The sequence below is a fragment of the Hymenobacter psychrophilus genome (assembly GCF_900107135.1).
GTDB lineage: Bacteria > Bacteroidota > Bacteroidia > Cytophagales > Hymenobacteraceae > Hymenobacter > Hymenobacter psychrophilus.
Genome location: NZ_FNOV01000004.1, coordinates 177,530 through 191,705, shown reverse-complemented (window position 1 = coordinate 191,705; position 14,176 = coordinate 177,530). Strand labels below are relative to the sequence as shown.

The 14,176-nt window shown below is 63.0% G+C and carries 14 protein-coding genes; 10 read left to right on the top strand and 4 right to left on the bottom strand.

What is annotated here, in order from left to right; genetic code table 11:
- Window positions 1-85: 85 nt before the first annotated feature.
- Window positions 86-811, bottom strand: a complete 726-nt coding sequence (locus BLW21_RS07635; RefSeq protein ID WP_092738864.1) for a 2-phosphosulfolactate phosphatase — start codon at window positions 809-811, stop codon at window positions 86-88.
- 258 nt (window positions 812-1,069) lie between these two features.
- Complete coding sequence (gene gcvT / locus BLW21_RS07630) at window positions 1,070-2,176, bottom strand: glycine cleavage system aminomethyltransferase GcvT (RefSeq protein WP_092738863.1); 1,107 nt, start codon at window positions 2,174-2,176, stop codon at window positions 1,070-1,072.
- Between the two features lie 186 nt (window positions 2,177-2,362).
- On the opposite strand from gcvT, the gene BLW21_RS07625 reads away from it, so the two are divergent.
- The 3 genes from BLW21_RS07625 to BLW21_RS07615 are packed head-to-tail and all read left to right on the top strand — an operon-like array spanning window position 2,363 to window position 4,768.
- Window positions 2,363-2,725 (top strand): CZB domain-containing protein, encoded by a 363-nt coding sequence (locus BLW21_RS07625; protein ID WP_092738862.1) that lies wholly within the window; start codon window positions 2,363-2,365, stop codon window positions 2,723-2,725.
- Window positions 2,726-2,753: 28 nt separating this feature from the next.
- On the top strand, window positions 2,754-4,295 hold the full coding sequence (locus tag BLW21_RS07620; protein WP_092738861.1) for a sensor histidine kinase: 1,542 nt from the start codon (window positions 2,754-2,756) through the stop codon (window positions 4,293-4,295).
- Between the two features lie 29 nt (window positions 4,296-4,324).
- On the top strand, window positions 4,325-4,768 hold the full coding sequence (locus tag BLW21_RS07615; protein WP_092738860.1) for a response regulator: 444 nt from the start codon (window positions 4,325-4,327) through the stop codon (window positions 4,766-4,768).
- 84 nt (window positions 4,769-4,852) lie between these two features.
- On the opposite strand, the gene BLW21_RS07610 is transcribed toward BLW21_RS07615, so the two are convergent.
- Together BLW21_RS07610 and BLW21_RS07605 are read right to left on the bottom strand one after the other, a co-directional pair.
- Entirely contained in the window at window positions 4,853-5,428 is a 576-nt protein-coding gene (locus tag BLW21_RS07610; protein ID WP_092738859.1) for a ribonuclease HII, read from the bottom strand.
- A 172-nt stretch (window positions 5,429-5,600) separates the two neighbouring features.
- Window positions 5,601-5,918: a hypothetical protein gene (locus BLW21_RS07605; protein ID WP_139255125.1), complete on the bottom strand. Its 318-nt coding sequence runs from the start codon at window positions 5,916-5,918 to the stop codon at window positions 5,601-5,603.
- Window positions 5,919-6,324: 406 nt separating this feature from the next.
- Between BLW21_RS07605 and BLW21_RS07600 the strand changes: the two genes are divergently transcribed.
- From BLW21_RS07600 to BLW21_RS07570, 7 genes are all read left to right on the top strand, one after another.
- Window positions 6,325-6,894: an NUDIX domain-containing protein gene (locus BLW21_RS07600; protein WP_092738857.1), complete on the top strand. Its 570-nt coding sequence runs from the start codon at window positions 6,325-6,327 to the stop codon at window positions 6,892-6,894.
- 65 nt (window positions 6,895-6,959) lie between these two features.
- Window positions 6,960-7,799 carry a lysophospholipid acyltransferase family protein gene (locus BLW21_RS07595; protein ID WP_092738856.1) on the top strand — a complete coding sequence of 280 codons (840 nt, stop codon included), beginning with the start codon at window positions 6,960-6,962 and terminating at the stop codon, window positions 7,797-7,799.
- Between the two features lie 80 nt (window positions 7,800-7,879).
- The gene (gene gatC / locus BLW21_RS07590) at window positions 7,880-8,167 is read left to right on the top strand and encodes an Asp-tRNA(Asn)/Glu-tRNA(Gln) amidotransferase subunit GatC (RefSeq protein ID WP_092738855.1); all 288 of its coding nucleotides are present in this window, start codon (window positions 7,880-7,882) and stop codon (window positions 8,165-8,167) included.
- 156 nt (window positions 8,168-8,323) lie between these two features.
- Entirely contained in the window at window positions 8,324-11,347 is a 3,024-nt protein-coding gene (locus BLW21_RS07585; protein ID WP_139255124.1) for a tetratricopeptide repeat protein, read from the top strand.
- Window positions 11,348-11,365: 18 nt separating this feature from the next.
- Entirely contained in the window at window positions 11,366-12,085 is a 720-nt protein-coding gene (locus BLW21_RS07580; RefSeq protein ID WP_092738853.1) for an ABC transporter ATP-binding protein, read from the top strand.
- A gap of 187 nt (window positions 12,086-12,272) precedes the next feature.
- Entirely contained in the window at window positions 12,273-12,821 is a 549-nt protein-coding gene (locus BLW21_RS07575) for a cob(I)yrinic acid a,c-diamide adenosyltransferase (protein ID WP_092738852.1), read from the top strand.
- Between the two features lie 221 nt (window positions 12,822-13,042).
- Window positions 13,043-14,107, top strand: coding sequence for a branched-chain amino acid aminotransferase (locus BLW21_RS07570; RefSeq protein ID WP_092738851.1), 1,065 nt, complete (start codon window positions 13,043-13,045; stop codon window positions 14,105-14,107).
- Window positions 14,108-14,176: the final 69 nt, after the last annotated feature.

The following is a 14,176-nucleotide window of genomic DNA, read 5'->3' as shown; positions in this document are numbered from 1 at the left end:
CGTTCCAAACTGGAACGGCTTCTTTGTTTACCAACTGGATTTAGCCGAACATAAGATCAGCGGAATCACGATTAATCAGCGCCAATCAGTGCTCTAGTGATTGAATGCGGCCGTCCCGGAACACCGGCACCAGGTGGTACTCATCCTCCCGGATACAGAAGTCCATGTCCTGGTGGGCTTCGAGGCTGTTGAGGCGGCGCACGTGGGCCGAGCGGAGCAGGTAGCCCGCAAGGTCGGGGGCGGCGGCGGCCCAGAGGTCGAGGGCGGCCAGGGTGGCGTCGGAGCTGGTGGTGTCGAAGCCGTCCGCTTCGGCCAGGCGGGCGGCCAGGGCGCCGCCGAAGAGGGTGTCTTCGAGGCAGAAATGGCCCTTCCAGCCGGCGCAGACGACCACCACGTCCTTATTCAGGCGACGCAGGTAATCGGCTACGGCCCCCAGGTTGAGGAAGGCCCCGACCACGATTTCATCGGCGGCGGCTGAGAGGTGCAGCGCCCGGGTGCCGTTGGTAGTCGTGATGGCCACGGTCCGGCCCCGCACCGGCACCACCCCATCGAGGTAGCCGAAGGGCGAGTTGCCCAGGTCCACGCCCTCGGCCTGGCGGCCGTCGCGCTCGGCCGCCGTGAGGTAGCCCTGCGCCACCATGGCCCGGCACTCGGCCAGCTCGCTGAACGGCACGAGGTGCGTCACGCCGGAGGCCAGCGCCGTCACGATGCTGGAGGTGGCCCGCAGCACATCCACCACCACCGCCACCTTGCCCTTCAAATCGAAGAGCGGCAGCAGCTCGGGGGAGAAACAGATATCGAGAGTAGGCATATACTTTAGTGCTTGGTGAGTAGTGCCTCGTGCTTAGTTGTTGGTTGTTGGTTGTCAGTTGTCAGTTGTCAGTTGTCAGTTGTCAGTAAAAGAACGTCATCCTGAGCGGAGCGAAGGATCCTATCACGTAACAACGAGTCGTTAAAACGATTATCGTTCAAACGTGATAGGATCCTTCGCTCCGCTCAGGATGACTGTTCTGTTACTAACAACGAACAACTGACAACTAGCAACTGACAACTAGCAACTGACAACCAGTTACGCCTCTTCCGTGCCGGGGACGAAGGGCAGTTTCACCACCGTGGCGGGCAGGTTTTTGCCGCGCACCTGCACGAAAATCGGGGTGCCGGGGGCGGCTAGGGCGGTTTGCACGTAGCCCAGGCCCACGCCCTTGCTCAGGCTCGGCGACTGGGTGCCGCTGGTGACTTCGCCGATAACCTCGCCGGCCTCGTTCACCAGCGGGTAGTGGCTGCGCGGGATGCCGGCGCCGTCCATGAGGAAGCCGACGAGCTTGCGCTCCACGCCAGCCGCTTTCTGGGCTTTGAGACTCTCGGAGTTGGTGAAGTCCTTGGTGAATTTGGTAATCCAGCCCAGGCCGGCTTCCAGGGGCGAGGTGGTGTCGGTGATGTCGTTGCCGTAGAGGCAGTAGCCCATTTCCAGGCGCAGCGTGTCGCGGGCCCCGAGGCCGATGGGCTTCAGGCCATAGGGCTGGCCGGCTTCCATCACCGCGTCCCAGACCTGCTTGGCGTAGGCGTTGGGCACGTACAGCTCGAAGCCACCCGCCCCGGTGTAGCCGGTGGCCGAGATGATGACGTCGGGGGCACCGGCGAAGGTGCCCTGCACGAAGGAGTAGTACGGAATGGCGCTCAGGTCGGCGTCGGTGAGGGTCTGGAGGGCGGCGGCGGCTTTGGGGCCCTGCACGGCCAGCAGGCTCATTTCGTCCGACACGTTCTGCATGTCGGCGCCCTCGGTGTTGAACTGCTGAATCCAGTTCCAGTCCTTCTCGATGTTGGAGGCATTCACTACCAGCAGGTAGTCTTCCTCGGCCAGCATGTACACCAGCAAATCGTCCACGATGCCGCCTTCCTGGTTGGGCAGGCAGCTGTACTGGGCTTTGCCGGGGGCGAGCTTGCTGGCGTCGTTGCTGCACACGCGCTGAATCAGGGGCAAGGCCTGGGGGCCGCGCACCCGGAACTCGCCCATGTGCGAGACGTCGAACATGCCCGCGGCCCGGCGCACGGTGTGGTGCTCTTCGAGGTCGGAGGAGTAGCGCACGGGCATGTTGTAGCCGGCGAAGGGCACCATTTTGGCCCCGAGCTGCTGGTGCACGTCGTTGAGGGGAACGGTTTTGAGCGTATCGGACATGAGAGTAGGGTGGGAAGGTGAAACGTACCGACCGGAGCGGGCCGGTTGAGGCCGTTGGACGGTGGGGCGAAAGTAGCCAATTATGGCCGGGTGTTACGGTGGCGGTTGCCTATCTTTGGCTCAACGCTGCCCCGGTTGCCGGTCTGCCCCGCCGGCACTCCACTCCCTGCCGGCCTCTTTTCCTGCATGACCGACGACCTGAAACAAGAATTTGACGCGGCCCGCATCCGGCATCTGCTCTTTAAATCGAAGCTGCGTTCCTTTCTCTACGGCAGCGACACGCAGCAGGGGCCCATCCGCGACCCCGAGCAGTGTGCCATGGGCCAGTGGATCACCCAGCGTGCCCTGCCCGCCTACGGTCACCTGCCCGAAACCCAGGAGCTCGACCGGCTGCACCGGCTTATTCATGTTGAAGGCAGCCGCCTCATGGACCTGCACTTGGCCGGGCAGTCGGATGTGGCTACGGCCGGCCTGGGCAAAATAAATGCGTTGGCCGAAGCCATCGTCGATTTGCTGCACCAAATAGAGGCCCGGCTGCGAGCCAGCTGAGCCGCCCCCGCCCTCGCTCTTTCTGCCCATGAAACTTAAGCTCCGGCTCTCCACCAAGCTCTTTGCAGGGTTTCTGACCATTTCGGCGCTGTTTGCGGCCGTGATGTTTCTCAACTACCAGCTTTCGCGGGCCGTACTGCGCAACTCGCAGCGGGTGGCCAACTCGCAGCGCATCACCAACGAGGCCACCTCGCTGCTACGCAACATTATTGATATGGAGGCCGGGTTTAGGGGCTATATGCTGCTCAACAATGAGGTGCTGCTGGGCCCTTATTACGAAGGCGAGCGCAACCTGCTGGGCCGTTTTGCCAACCTGCGCAACGAAATGCCGGTGGCCGGCCAGCAGTTCGGGCGGCTGCAACGGGCCCAGCGGCTGTTCGAGCAATGGGACGCCTACTCCCACCTGCTTATCAGCGAGAAGCGCGAGGCTTTGCGCCGCAACCCGGACCAGATTGGCATTAATGGCCTCGAACATGCCAACATAGCCTCCAGCCTCACAGGCAAGGTTCTGATGGACCAGATTCGGGTACTGTTTGCCGGGTTCGACCGGGAAGAGGCTCAGACCCGCTACCAGCAGCGCCTGCGCCTGCAAGGCAGCATCCGCGAAACCCGCATACTGTCGGTGGGCGTTACGCTTTTCACCATTACCCTGGGGCTGCTATATGCGGCCTACCTGGTGCGGCAGCTTTCACGGCGCATCGGGGGCATGGTGGGCCAGGCCCAGCGCATTGCCGGCGGCGACTACTCCACCCATATTCCGGATACCGAGCAGGACGAGCTGACCAAGCTGGCCGTCTCGCTCAACACCATGACCGATACCATCAATACCACCATCCGGCAGCTGGAGCGCCGCAACCAAGAGCTCGACCAGTTTGCCTACGTGGTGTCGCACGACCTGAAAGCGCCGCTGCGGGGCATCGAAACGGCTTCGCGCTGGATTGAGGAGGATTTGGGGCAGGATGTACCGGACCACATCCGCGAATTCCTGGTGCTAATGCGCACGCGGGTGCGGCGCATGGAGAACCTGATTACCGGTATCCTGGATTTGGCCCGGGTAGGCCGCACGCCCCAGGCCGATGAGGCCGTGTTTGTACGCCAGCTGCTGCGCGAAATCATCGATTCGCTGGAGCTGCCAGCCGGCTTCGAGGTGGAGCTGCCCTTCTTTCTGCCCACGCTGCACACCAACCGGGTGCAGCTCGAACAGGTCTTTACCAACCTGATCAGCAACGCCGCCAAGTACCACCACAACCCGGCCGAGGCCCGCGTGGCAATCGGCTGCATCGAGATGCCCGAGTTCTACACTTTCTCGGTTACCGATAATGGGCCGGGCATTGCGGCGGAGTACCACGAGCGTATTTTCATCATCTTCCAGACCCTAACCGAACGCGACACGCTAGAAAGCACCGGCGTGGGCCTGGCCATCGTCAAGAAAATAGTGGAGCGCCGCGGCGGCACCATCCGCGTCGAGTCGGCCGAGGGAGCCGGAGCGAGCTTCATTTTCACCTGGCCCAAGCAGGTGCCCGCCCGCCTTACCCGCCCTTCGGAGCCGCCCGCCCGTATAGGCAAGTAATCTATCATCTTTAGCTGCTCTACCTGCCCATGTCATTCCCCTCCCCGCAACCAACTATTCTGCTTGTCGAAGACGACCAGCTTGATATTATGAACGTGCAGCGCGAACTGCGCAAAAACAACGTAAACGTGCCACTGCACGTGGCCCGCAACGGCCGCGAAGCCCTCGACCTACTTCGGGGCGAAGGCGGCCAGACCCGCATTCAGCCGCCCAGCGTAGTTATGCTCGACCTGAACATGCCCCGCATGAACGGCCTGGAACTGCTAGAAATTCTGCGCGCCGACCCCGAATTCCAGGATCTGAACGTATTCATCACGACTACCTCCGACCTGGAAACCGACCGTCTCAAGGCTCAGCAACTGGCCGTGAGCGGCTATATCATCAAGCCTCTGAGCTTTGACACCTTTGGTGAAGGTGGCACCACAGTCGATGGTTTCAGCCTGTTTCTGGATCTGTTAAAGTTGAAAAGCTAGCCTATTCAAAGAAGGGATATAAGCCAGAAGAGCGGTCCTCGGATATACCTGAGGACCGCTCTTCTGGCTTATATCCCTCCTGCCTTACAAAAGCCGAAACCCCATCCGGTGGTGTTCGGTGGGGCCGTGCTGGCGGATGGCGGCGCGGTGGGCAGCGGTAGGGTAGCCGGCATTCTGCTGCCAGCCGTAGGCCGGGTAAGCGGCCGCCAACTCCCGCATCCGGTCGTCGCGGAAGGTTTTGGCCAGCACCGAGGCGGCCGCAATGTGGCGGTAGAGGCCGTCGCCGCCCACTACGCAGGTGTGGGGCAGCGCGGCATGCGGCCGGAACCGGTTGCCATCGACGAGCAGATGTGTGGGCTGGGGCCGGAGTTGGTCGGTGGCCCGGTGCATAGCCAGGTAGCTGGCCTGGGCAATATTGAGGGTTCCAATTTCAGCTACTGAGGCTTCGGCCACGGCCCAGGCCACGGCCTCGCGGCAGATTTCAACCCGTACCAGTTCGCGCCGCCGGGCCGTAAGCTGCTTGGAATCGTTGAGGAACTCCGACCGGAAATCGGGTGGCAGTAACACGGCGGCCGCGAAAACGGGCCCGGCCAGACAGCCCCGGCCGGCCTCATCGAGTCCTGCTTCGAGCGGCTCGCCGGTGTAGGAAACCAGTAGCATACGTTGGTGCTCAGTTGATAGTGTTTCGGATGACCCGTCGCCCCAACAAAGGAAGGACCTTATCCCGTCGGAGCGACCACAAAGATGGTTGTTCTGACGGGATAAGGTCCTACGTAACCTTGGAGTGCTAGGCGGTTCTACGCGCTGGCAACTAAGCGCCGGGCACTGGAAATTACTGATGCGTTCCGGCGTTGGAGCCCTCGCGCGAGGGGTTCTGCTCGCCGCGGCGTGTGCCCTGGCTGTCGCGGGGGCCGTTATCGATGTCCGACTCTTCGGCTTCGGTCATGTACACGTTGGTAACGGGGCCGAGGCCGCCGTTCTTCTCAACCAGAGCCGATTCGGCTTCGGCGTGCTTGAGGTTGAATAGTGGATCACCTTCCTGCGGCGCCTTATCGGGCTGCTTGTTATGGGGCTGCTTGGGGGCTTGATTGGCCATAATGGGTAAGGTACCGGGCGGAATGTGAACGGCCGGCAGTAGTAGGGTACGCACCAGTTTGGCGGGAGGTTGGCCCCGGCCGCGCCGCGTGGCTGCACCGGCCCGCGTGGTGTGGCTGGCCACTGGCAAAATCGGGCAATAAAAAAGCCGCTACCCTAGGTAGCGGCCTTTTCGATCATATTGGCTGACAGCTTTTAAATTCATCCACCCTACTAATTGCTGCCAGAGTGCCAATACTACGCGGTAAGAGCCTTCCTTTCCATAAACCTTACCAGCGCTGAATAATTAGTAGGTCAAAAGTATACGAGCGGAACCACCTTAATGGATTTTTTGGCCCAACGGAAACTTTCACCCGCTCAACAGGTGCTTTTACCCGGCGGGGTAGCCAGCCAAGAGGCCGCTTTTTGCCGCCGTCGTACCTTTGGCTTCTCCCTTCACCTTCTGCTTACCCACTCCGCATATGGCCCACGCCACCGCCGATTTCGACGAGACCCACAACCCCTGGCAGGTGCAGGCCACCGAAATCAAGTACCAGAACGCCTGGATACAGGTGCGCGAGGACCAAGTAATTACGCCCGCCGGCACGCCCGGTATCTACGGGGTGGTTACGATGAAAAACAAGGCCTTGGGCATTGTGCCGGTCGATGAGCAGGGCAACACCTGGCTGGTAGGCCAGTACCGCTACCCGCTCAGCGAGTACAGCTGGGAAATTCCGATGGGTGGTGGGCCGGTAGAGCTTGATGTGCTCGAATCTGCCCGGCGCGAGTTGCGCGAGGAAACCGGCCTGCTCGCACGCCGCTGGACCAACATCATGCGCCTGCACACCTCCAACTCGGTTACCGATGAGGAGGGCTTCGTGTTTCTGGCCCAGGAGCTGGAGCAGGGCGACACCGAGCCCGAGGAAACTGAAGACCTGCGCCTATGGAAGCTACCGCTGGCCGAGGCCGTGCAGCTGGTGATGGACGGCCGCATCACCGACGCCGTAAGCGTAGCTGGCCTGCTGAAAGCGGGCCGCCTGCTGGGCGTGTAGGGCGGGCAGCCAGGGCAGCGGCCGCTTAATCCGACCCTCATGTTTAAAGGCGTAATTTTGCTGGTATGACGCATCTGCTTCGTTACGTTGGCCAGCGCCTGTACACCACCTGGGCCACGTTCTGGTTCGTGTTGCCCTTCGTGGTTACGTACCCCCTGCAGTGGGCGCTGAGCCACTGGCCGGCCGGCCACCCCTACCTGCGGGCCATCAACAAGGGCTGGTCGCGCTTTTTTATTGCCATGTGGGGCGTGCCGGTAGAAACCGTGCGGGCCCCCGAAACGGTGCCCCCGGGACAGCCTTGCCTGTATCTGGCCAACCATAGCTCCCTGATTGATATTCCACTGCTGTTCCAGACTTTGCCGGGCGGCCCCAATGTGCTGGGCAAAATCTCGCTGGCCAAAATTCCGCTTTGGGGACCCATTTTCGGGCGCGCCTACATCACCGTCGACCGCAATAGTGCCGTGAGCCGGGGCCGCTCGATGATACGGGCCCGGCAGGAGCTGGCCGCCGGCCGCTCGGTTATTGTCTTCCCCGAAGGGCAGATTTCCAGCCACCCCGGCCAGCAGCTGGAGCCGTTTAAGGAGGGCGCCTTCCAGCTGGCCATTGCGGCGGGCGTGCCCATTGTACCCATTACCATGCCCCTCAACCACCATTTTCTGCCCGATGTGGGCGGGCTGCGGGTGCGCTGGGCCCGGCTGGCCATCATCGTGCACGCACCCATCAGCACGGCGGGCCTGACCGCCGCCGATGCGCCCGCGCTGCAGCAGCGCGTGTCCGACGTTATTACCAGCGGCCTGCGGCCCGAGGCCGGCGGCATTCCCGGCCCGGGCAGCTGGCGGCGCCCGGCGGCCCCGGCCTTGCTCGTCGCGCCGGAGCCCACCCGCCAGCCCGCACCGGTTAAGTAAGCCGGGCGTAACCGGGCGGCGGGCCGTATCTTGCCGGCTGGCAGCTGCCCTTTCTTTCACTTCTGACTTCCCCCGTAACTGTGAGTACCGACCTGGCTACCCTGCGCGGCTTGGCCCACCTGGCCCGCCTCGAATTCGACCCCGCCAACGAGCAGCAGGTGCTCGGCGACCTGAACAAAATCCTGAACTGGGTGGATGAACTCCGCCAGCTCGACACCACCGATGTGGAGCCGCTGGTGCACTTAAGCCAGGAGATTAACGTGCTGCGCCCCGACGAGGCCCACAATACGGTCAGCCACCAGGCGGGCCTGAGCAACGCCCCGCGCAAAGATTCTGACTACTTCCGCGTACCGAAGGTGCTGGAGTAGCGTTGTGCGTAAAACAAAGTTGCCATACTGAGCGCCGCCGAAGCATCACTACCGCACTACTAATCCTACCATTGGATTTACCGCTGCGGTAGCGATACTTCGGCGGCGCTCAGCATGACTCGTTCCGGTAAGACTCAATAAACGCCCCTACCCCGCTTGACCTCGCCCGCTTCCTCCCCGAACCCGTCCCGCTGGCCTTGGCCGCTGTTGCTGCTGGCTTTGTGCGCCGCGCTGGCCGTGGGGCTGGCCGGCTGGCACTACTTCACGGCTACCGATGCGGTGCTGCCCCTGCAGGCTGTAGCCCAGCTAACACCCGTGCCTACCACCGTGGCTGAGGTGGCCGTGGGGCTGGCCCGGCTGCCGGTGCAGGCCAACGGCTACCTCGTTACCCAGACCTACGACGTAGCCGGCCCGTTTCTGCGGCCCGAAGCGGCCCTGGGACTGGTGGCGCTGCTGGGCGTGGCACTGGCCTATTTTCTGGCGGCCGTTAGTCCGCTGGGCCGGCTGTATTTCGTGGCGGCCATGGCCTTGGTCATCTTTCTGCTGATGTCGCTAAATGCCGACCTGCTGGGTGTGTTTGTTGTGGGCAAGCAGTACGTGCTGCTACTGAGCCTGGCGCTGCTGGTGGGGCCGGCGTATTACTTCCACGCCTTCCGGCCCGAAGTACGCTTTACCACCCGGCTGGGCACATTTGCCGCCCTGGTAGCGGGCCTGGGGCTGCTGCTGTTTCTGCGCAACCCCAACCCGGCCGATTATACGGCCCTGCACCTGAGCGCCTACTTCACGACGGCCGGGGCAGTGGCCTTTGCGCTGCTGGTGCTGTGGGTGGCTTTCGAAAACGTGCACGGCCTGCTCTGGCTCAACACCCAGGCCGATACGCCCGCTGGTCGTTACGGCTTATGGCCTTTTCTGCTGGCCAGTGGGCTGTATTTGGGCGCACTGTTGCTCTACTACCTCAATCAAAGCCAGCTGCTGGTGCTGCCCGGCCTCTACCTCGACCCCTACCTGCTGCTGCTGCCGGCCGTGGCAGTGGCCTGGCTGGGCCAGCGCCGCCGGGCCGCCACCCTGCCCGAAGGAGTGCCGCCAGGAGCCGCCGCTACGCTGCTGCTGGTGCTCACGCTGCTGGCGGCGGCCACGCTCGGCTACGCCCTGGCCACTGCCAACGACCCGCTGCTGCAGGCCGGCCGCGACTTTACGGCCCTGGCCCTGCTGTGCGTCGGGGGGGCATTTCTGCTCTACATACTGCTGAATTTCGGGCCACTGCTGCGCCAGAAGAAGGCCGTATACCGCGTGGTGTTTCAGCCCCGGCGGTTTCCGTTTTACGCCATGTACGCGCTGGGCCTGGTGGCCGTAGTGGGCGTGAGCCTGCGCAACAACTTCTTCGTGCTCGACCAAGTGCAGGCCGGCGCGTTCAATAACCTGGGCGATTTGGCCCGGCTGGAAAGCGAGCTGACGCCCGAGGATATGTCGCGGGCCCTGCTGGCCGAGCGCTACTACGCCGAAAGCGACGTGCTCGACCAGCACAACCATAAGGCCAGCCTGGGCCGGGCGGCGCTCTACCGGTTCCGTTTGCAGCGCCAGAACGAAATCAACATTCTGCGCCGGGCCCTGGAGCGGCGGCCCTCCCCCCGCATTTCGCTGCGCCTGGCCGCCCTCTACAACGAGCCGAAGGACTTCTTCGACCGCCTCGCCGTGCTGCAGGAAGGCTTGCAGGCCAGTCCGGCCAACGCCGCCCTCAATGCCGACCTGGCGCAGCTTTACTCCCGCTCCACCCTCGCCGATTCGGTGGCCCACTACCGGGCCCGGGCTGCCGCCGCCGACCCTGCCAACCCCGTGCTGGCGGCCAACGAGCTGGCCTACCGCATCCGGCAGCAAGACTGGACCGGGGCCGCTGATCTGGTAACTGCTACCCGGGCTGCCGACCCCGAGAATGTCGCTTTTCAGGCCAACGCCCTGCTGCTGGCCCAGCTCACCGGCCGCCCCGCTCCGGCTCCCACCCCGCTGCCCGACACCACCCGCAGCCTCGACGACGCCCGCTTCGCCCGGCTCTACCACGATGCCCTCGGCCGCGCGGCCCGCCACGATACCACGCTGCTGCCGCTGCTGCCCGCCCTGACCGCCAACCCCGCCAACACCCCCTTCCTCGACCATCTGACGCTGCTACGGGCCTTCACCCAGCACTACGGCGGCCGGCCCGTAGCGGCGCAGCAGGCGCTGCTGCCTCTGGCCAGCGGCTCGGGAATCGGCGCGGCCTACTACCAGCAGCTGCAGGGCCTGTGGCTGCTCGACCAGGGCCTGCCAGCTCCGGCAGCAGGCCGCCTCCAGGAAGCCCGCGAAAACGGTGCGGCAACGGCGTTGCCGTTGGCCTACGCCCTGGCCTTGAGCGGCGAGCCTGATTCGGCCCGGCAAGTAGCCGCCGGGGCCCCGGCCGGCGCGGCAGCCCGGCTGCTGCTCACGGCCCTGCAGCCCGAGCTACGCACCACCTACACCCAGGTGCCCGACTCAGTAAAAACCCAGTACCTGGTGCTGCGCGGCGATGAGCTGCCAGCTTCGGCTTTGCTGCCGGCCGCCGCTTCCGTAACTGCGCCAGCGCTGCAAACCACCGCCCTGCTGGCCCAGCTGCCGCGCGCGCTCAACGCGGGCCAGCTTGAGGCCGTAGGCGAAACCCTGACCCGCGTGGCGCCGCCCGTTGGGGCCGCGGGGGCTTCGGCCTGGAACGTGCTGCGGGGCGAACTGTACGTGCGGGGCCGGCAGTGGCCGCAGCTACGCGAGCTGGTGCAAAAAGGCGTATTTACCGGCTTTGATGCATATCAGCGGCTATATTTTCGGGCGGTGCTGGCCGAGGTGGCCAAGCAGCCCACCGAGGCCGGCCGCCTCTACGCCCGGCTGGTGCAGCAGGCCCCGTTTGCCGAAAACGGGCTGGTGGCCGCCGCCAGCTTCCACGCCCGCCGGCAAGACTTTCCGACGGCCTACAACGTGCTGCTACGCGGCGTGGAGTACAACCCCGAATCGGTGCCGTTGCTGAAGGCCTACGTGCTGGCGGCCGTACCGGTGGGCCTGATGGAGTACGCCCAGGCACCGCTCTACCGCCTCGGCACATTGCTTTCGGCAGCGGATTATGGTACCTTTCGCAAGGAGTACGACGCGGCCCTGGCGGCCCGTAAGGACTCCTGGAACTAACCTGTAGCCCCTCGCCCTATGCAGCCTCCCATTATCCAGACCGACGATATTTCCAAGATGTACCGCATGGGGGCCGAGGAAATTCACGCCCTGCAATCGGTATCCATTACTATTCAGCGGGGCGAGTACGTAGCCTTTATGGGGCCATCAGGCTCGGGCAAGTCTACGCTCATGAACATCATCGGCTGCCTCGATACGCCTTCCGGTGGCACCTACGTGCTCAACGGCCACGACGTAAGCAACATGAGCGACAATCAGCTGGCCGATGTGCGCAACCGTGAAATCGGCTTCGTATTCCAGTCGTTCAACCTGCTGCCCCGTGCCACTTCCCTCGATAACGTAGCCCTGCCGCTCATCTATGCTGGCTACGGCAAAACCGAGCGGCACGAGATGGCCCGCGAGGCGCTACGGAGCGTGGGCCTGGCCGACCGGGCCCTGCACAGGCCCAACGAGCTGAGCGGCGGCCAGCGCCAGCGCGTGGCCATTGCCCGCGCCCTGGTCAACAACCCCAGCATCATCCTGGCCGACGAACCCACAGGCGCTCTCGACACCCGCACCAGCCATGAAATAATGGAGCTGTTCGAGGCCCTCTATGCCCGCGGCAACACCATCATCATGGTAACCCACGAAGAGGACATTGCCATGCACGCCCACCGCATCGTGCGCCTGCGCGATGGGCTGGTAGAAACGGATGAGGTAAATGAAAATGTGGTGAACGGCCAGCTGGCAAAAGGGTAATTTTTGGCTGGGAGGGAAATAGGTTTGTCATCCTAAGCAACGTAAAGGACCTTTCCATGGCAGCACAGGCCGTTACCGCGGCCATGTTATCGTGAAAAGGTCCTTCGCGCTGCTCAGGATGACAAACCTTTTCCCTCCCAACCTCATTACCCCTTTACCCTATCATCCTCTCACTTAATTCCTCCTCGTGAAAATCTATACCAAAACCGGCGACAAGGGGCTCACCTCGCTTATCGGCGGTACGCGTGTACCTAAATCCAGCCTGCGCATCGAATGCTACGGCACCGTCGATGAGTTGAACTCCTACATCGGCCTTGTGCGCGACCAGGAAGTGAACGCAGCGCGGCGGCCGCTACTCAAGGAAATTCAGGACCGATTGTTCACGATGGGTTCCTCGCTGGCCTCCGACCCCGAGAAATCGAAAATGAAGATTCCGGACCTGCACGCCGAAGATGTGGCGCTGCTGGAGCAGGAAATAGACCGCATGAATGAGACACTGCCCGAGTTACGGGTGTTTGTGCTGCCCGGTGGCCATCAGTCAGTATCGTTTGCCCACTTGGCCCGTTGCGTGTGCCGCCGGGCCGAGCGGCTGGTCATTCACTTGGGAGAGGAGTCGTTTGTGGCTGATTTGGTGGTGATGTACCTCAACCGCCTTTCCGATTACCTGTTCGTGCTCAGCCGCCAGATGGCCCACGAGCTGAATGCCGAGGAAGTGAAGTGGGAGCCGCGCATGTAACCCGATTGCCTAACGGGCGTTTGGCAGCTTACGCAGAAAATTCGCATCTTTAAGTCAGCTGGCCAAAGCCCTGAGGTCGCAGCCGGCTGATAAATTGCTGGCCGCCAAACTTTCGACTAATCGGCCGCTACTTCGCCACCGGTAAAAGTCCGGCCGAATCCCGGGCCACACCAGCCGGCTGGCTGATTTATCCTCTCCATCTACTCAACCATCCCACCCCCATGCTCGATACTCTGACCATTACTACCCAGCGCACCGACGCCCCACGCCTGCCCGGAATAAACTTCGCCCAGCTCGAATTCGGCAAAACTTTCGCTGATCATATGCTGGTGGTTGACTACCACGATGGGCAGTGGCAGGAACCGCACATTGTGCCCTACGGCAATATGAGCGTGAGCCCGGCCAACTCGGCCATCCATTACGGGCAGTCGATTTTTGAGGGGATGAAGGCCTACAAGAGCCATGACGGAGCGGTAGCCCTGTTCCGCCCGCTCGACAACTTCCACCGTTTCAACGCCTCGGCCCGGCGCATGTGCATGCCCGAATTGCCCGAAGAAGTGTTCATGCAGGGCCTGCTGCAGCTCATCCGCCTCGACAGCGGCTGGGTACCCACCGATGCCGGTAGCGCCCTTTATATCCGGCCCTTCATGTTCGCCACCGATGCCATGCTGGGCGTGCGCCCCTCGGAGTCATACCGCTTCATGATTATTACCTGCCCGGTGGGCCTGTATTACGTTAAGCCACTACGGGTTCGTTTCGAGGAAACGTACGTGCGCTCGGCCGAAGGCGGCGCGGGTGCGGCCAAAAACGCCGGCAACTACGGCGCGGCCATGTACCCTACCAAGCTGGGCCAGCAGGAAGGCTACAACCAACTCATCTGGACCGATGCCTCCGAGCACAAGTACGTGGAGGAATCGGGCACGATGAACGCCATTTTCATCATTGACGGCCGCCTGATTACACCCGCTCTAAGCAGCTCCATCCTCGACGGCATCACCCGCCGCAGTGTGCTGCAGTTGGCCCGCGACTGGGACATGCCCGTAGAGGAACGTAAGGTATCAGCCATTGAAGTGCTCGAAGCCCAGCGCAACGGCACGCTTCAGGAAGCCTTCGGGGTAGGCACGGCCGCTACCATTGCGACTATTGCCGTTATCGGCTATCAGGGCCAGGACTACGAGTTGCCTACTCCCCCGGCCGACGCCTTCTCGCGCCGCGCCACCGCCGCCCTGGCAGCTATCCGCAGCGGCGAGGCTCCCGACTCGCATGGCTGGATGGTGCCGGTGTAAAGCCAACCCATTTTTTCTGTAGCAGCCCGCTGGGGCGCCACGCCGGCACAGAGCCGGTTCCTGCTTTCG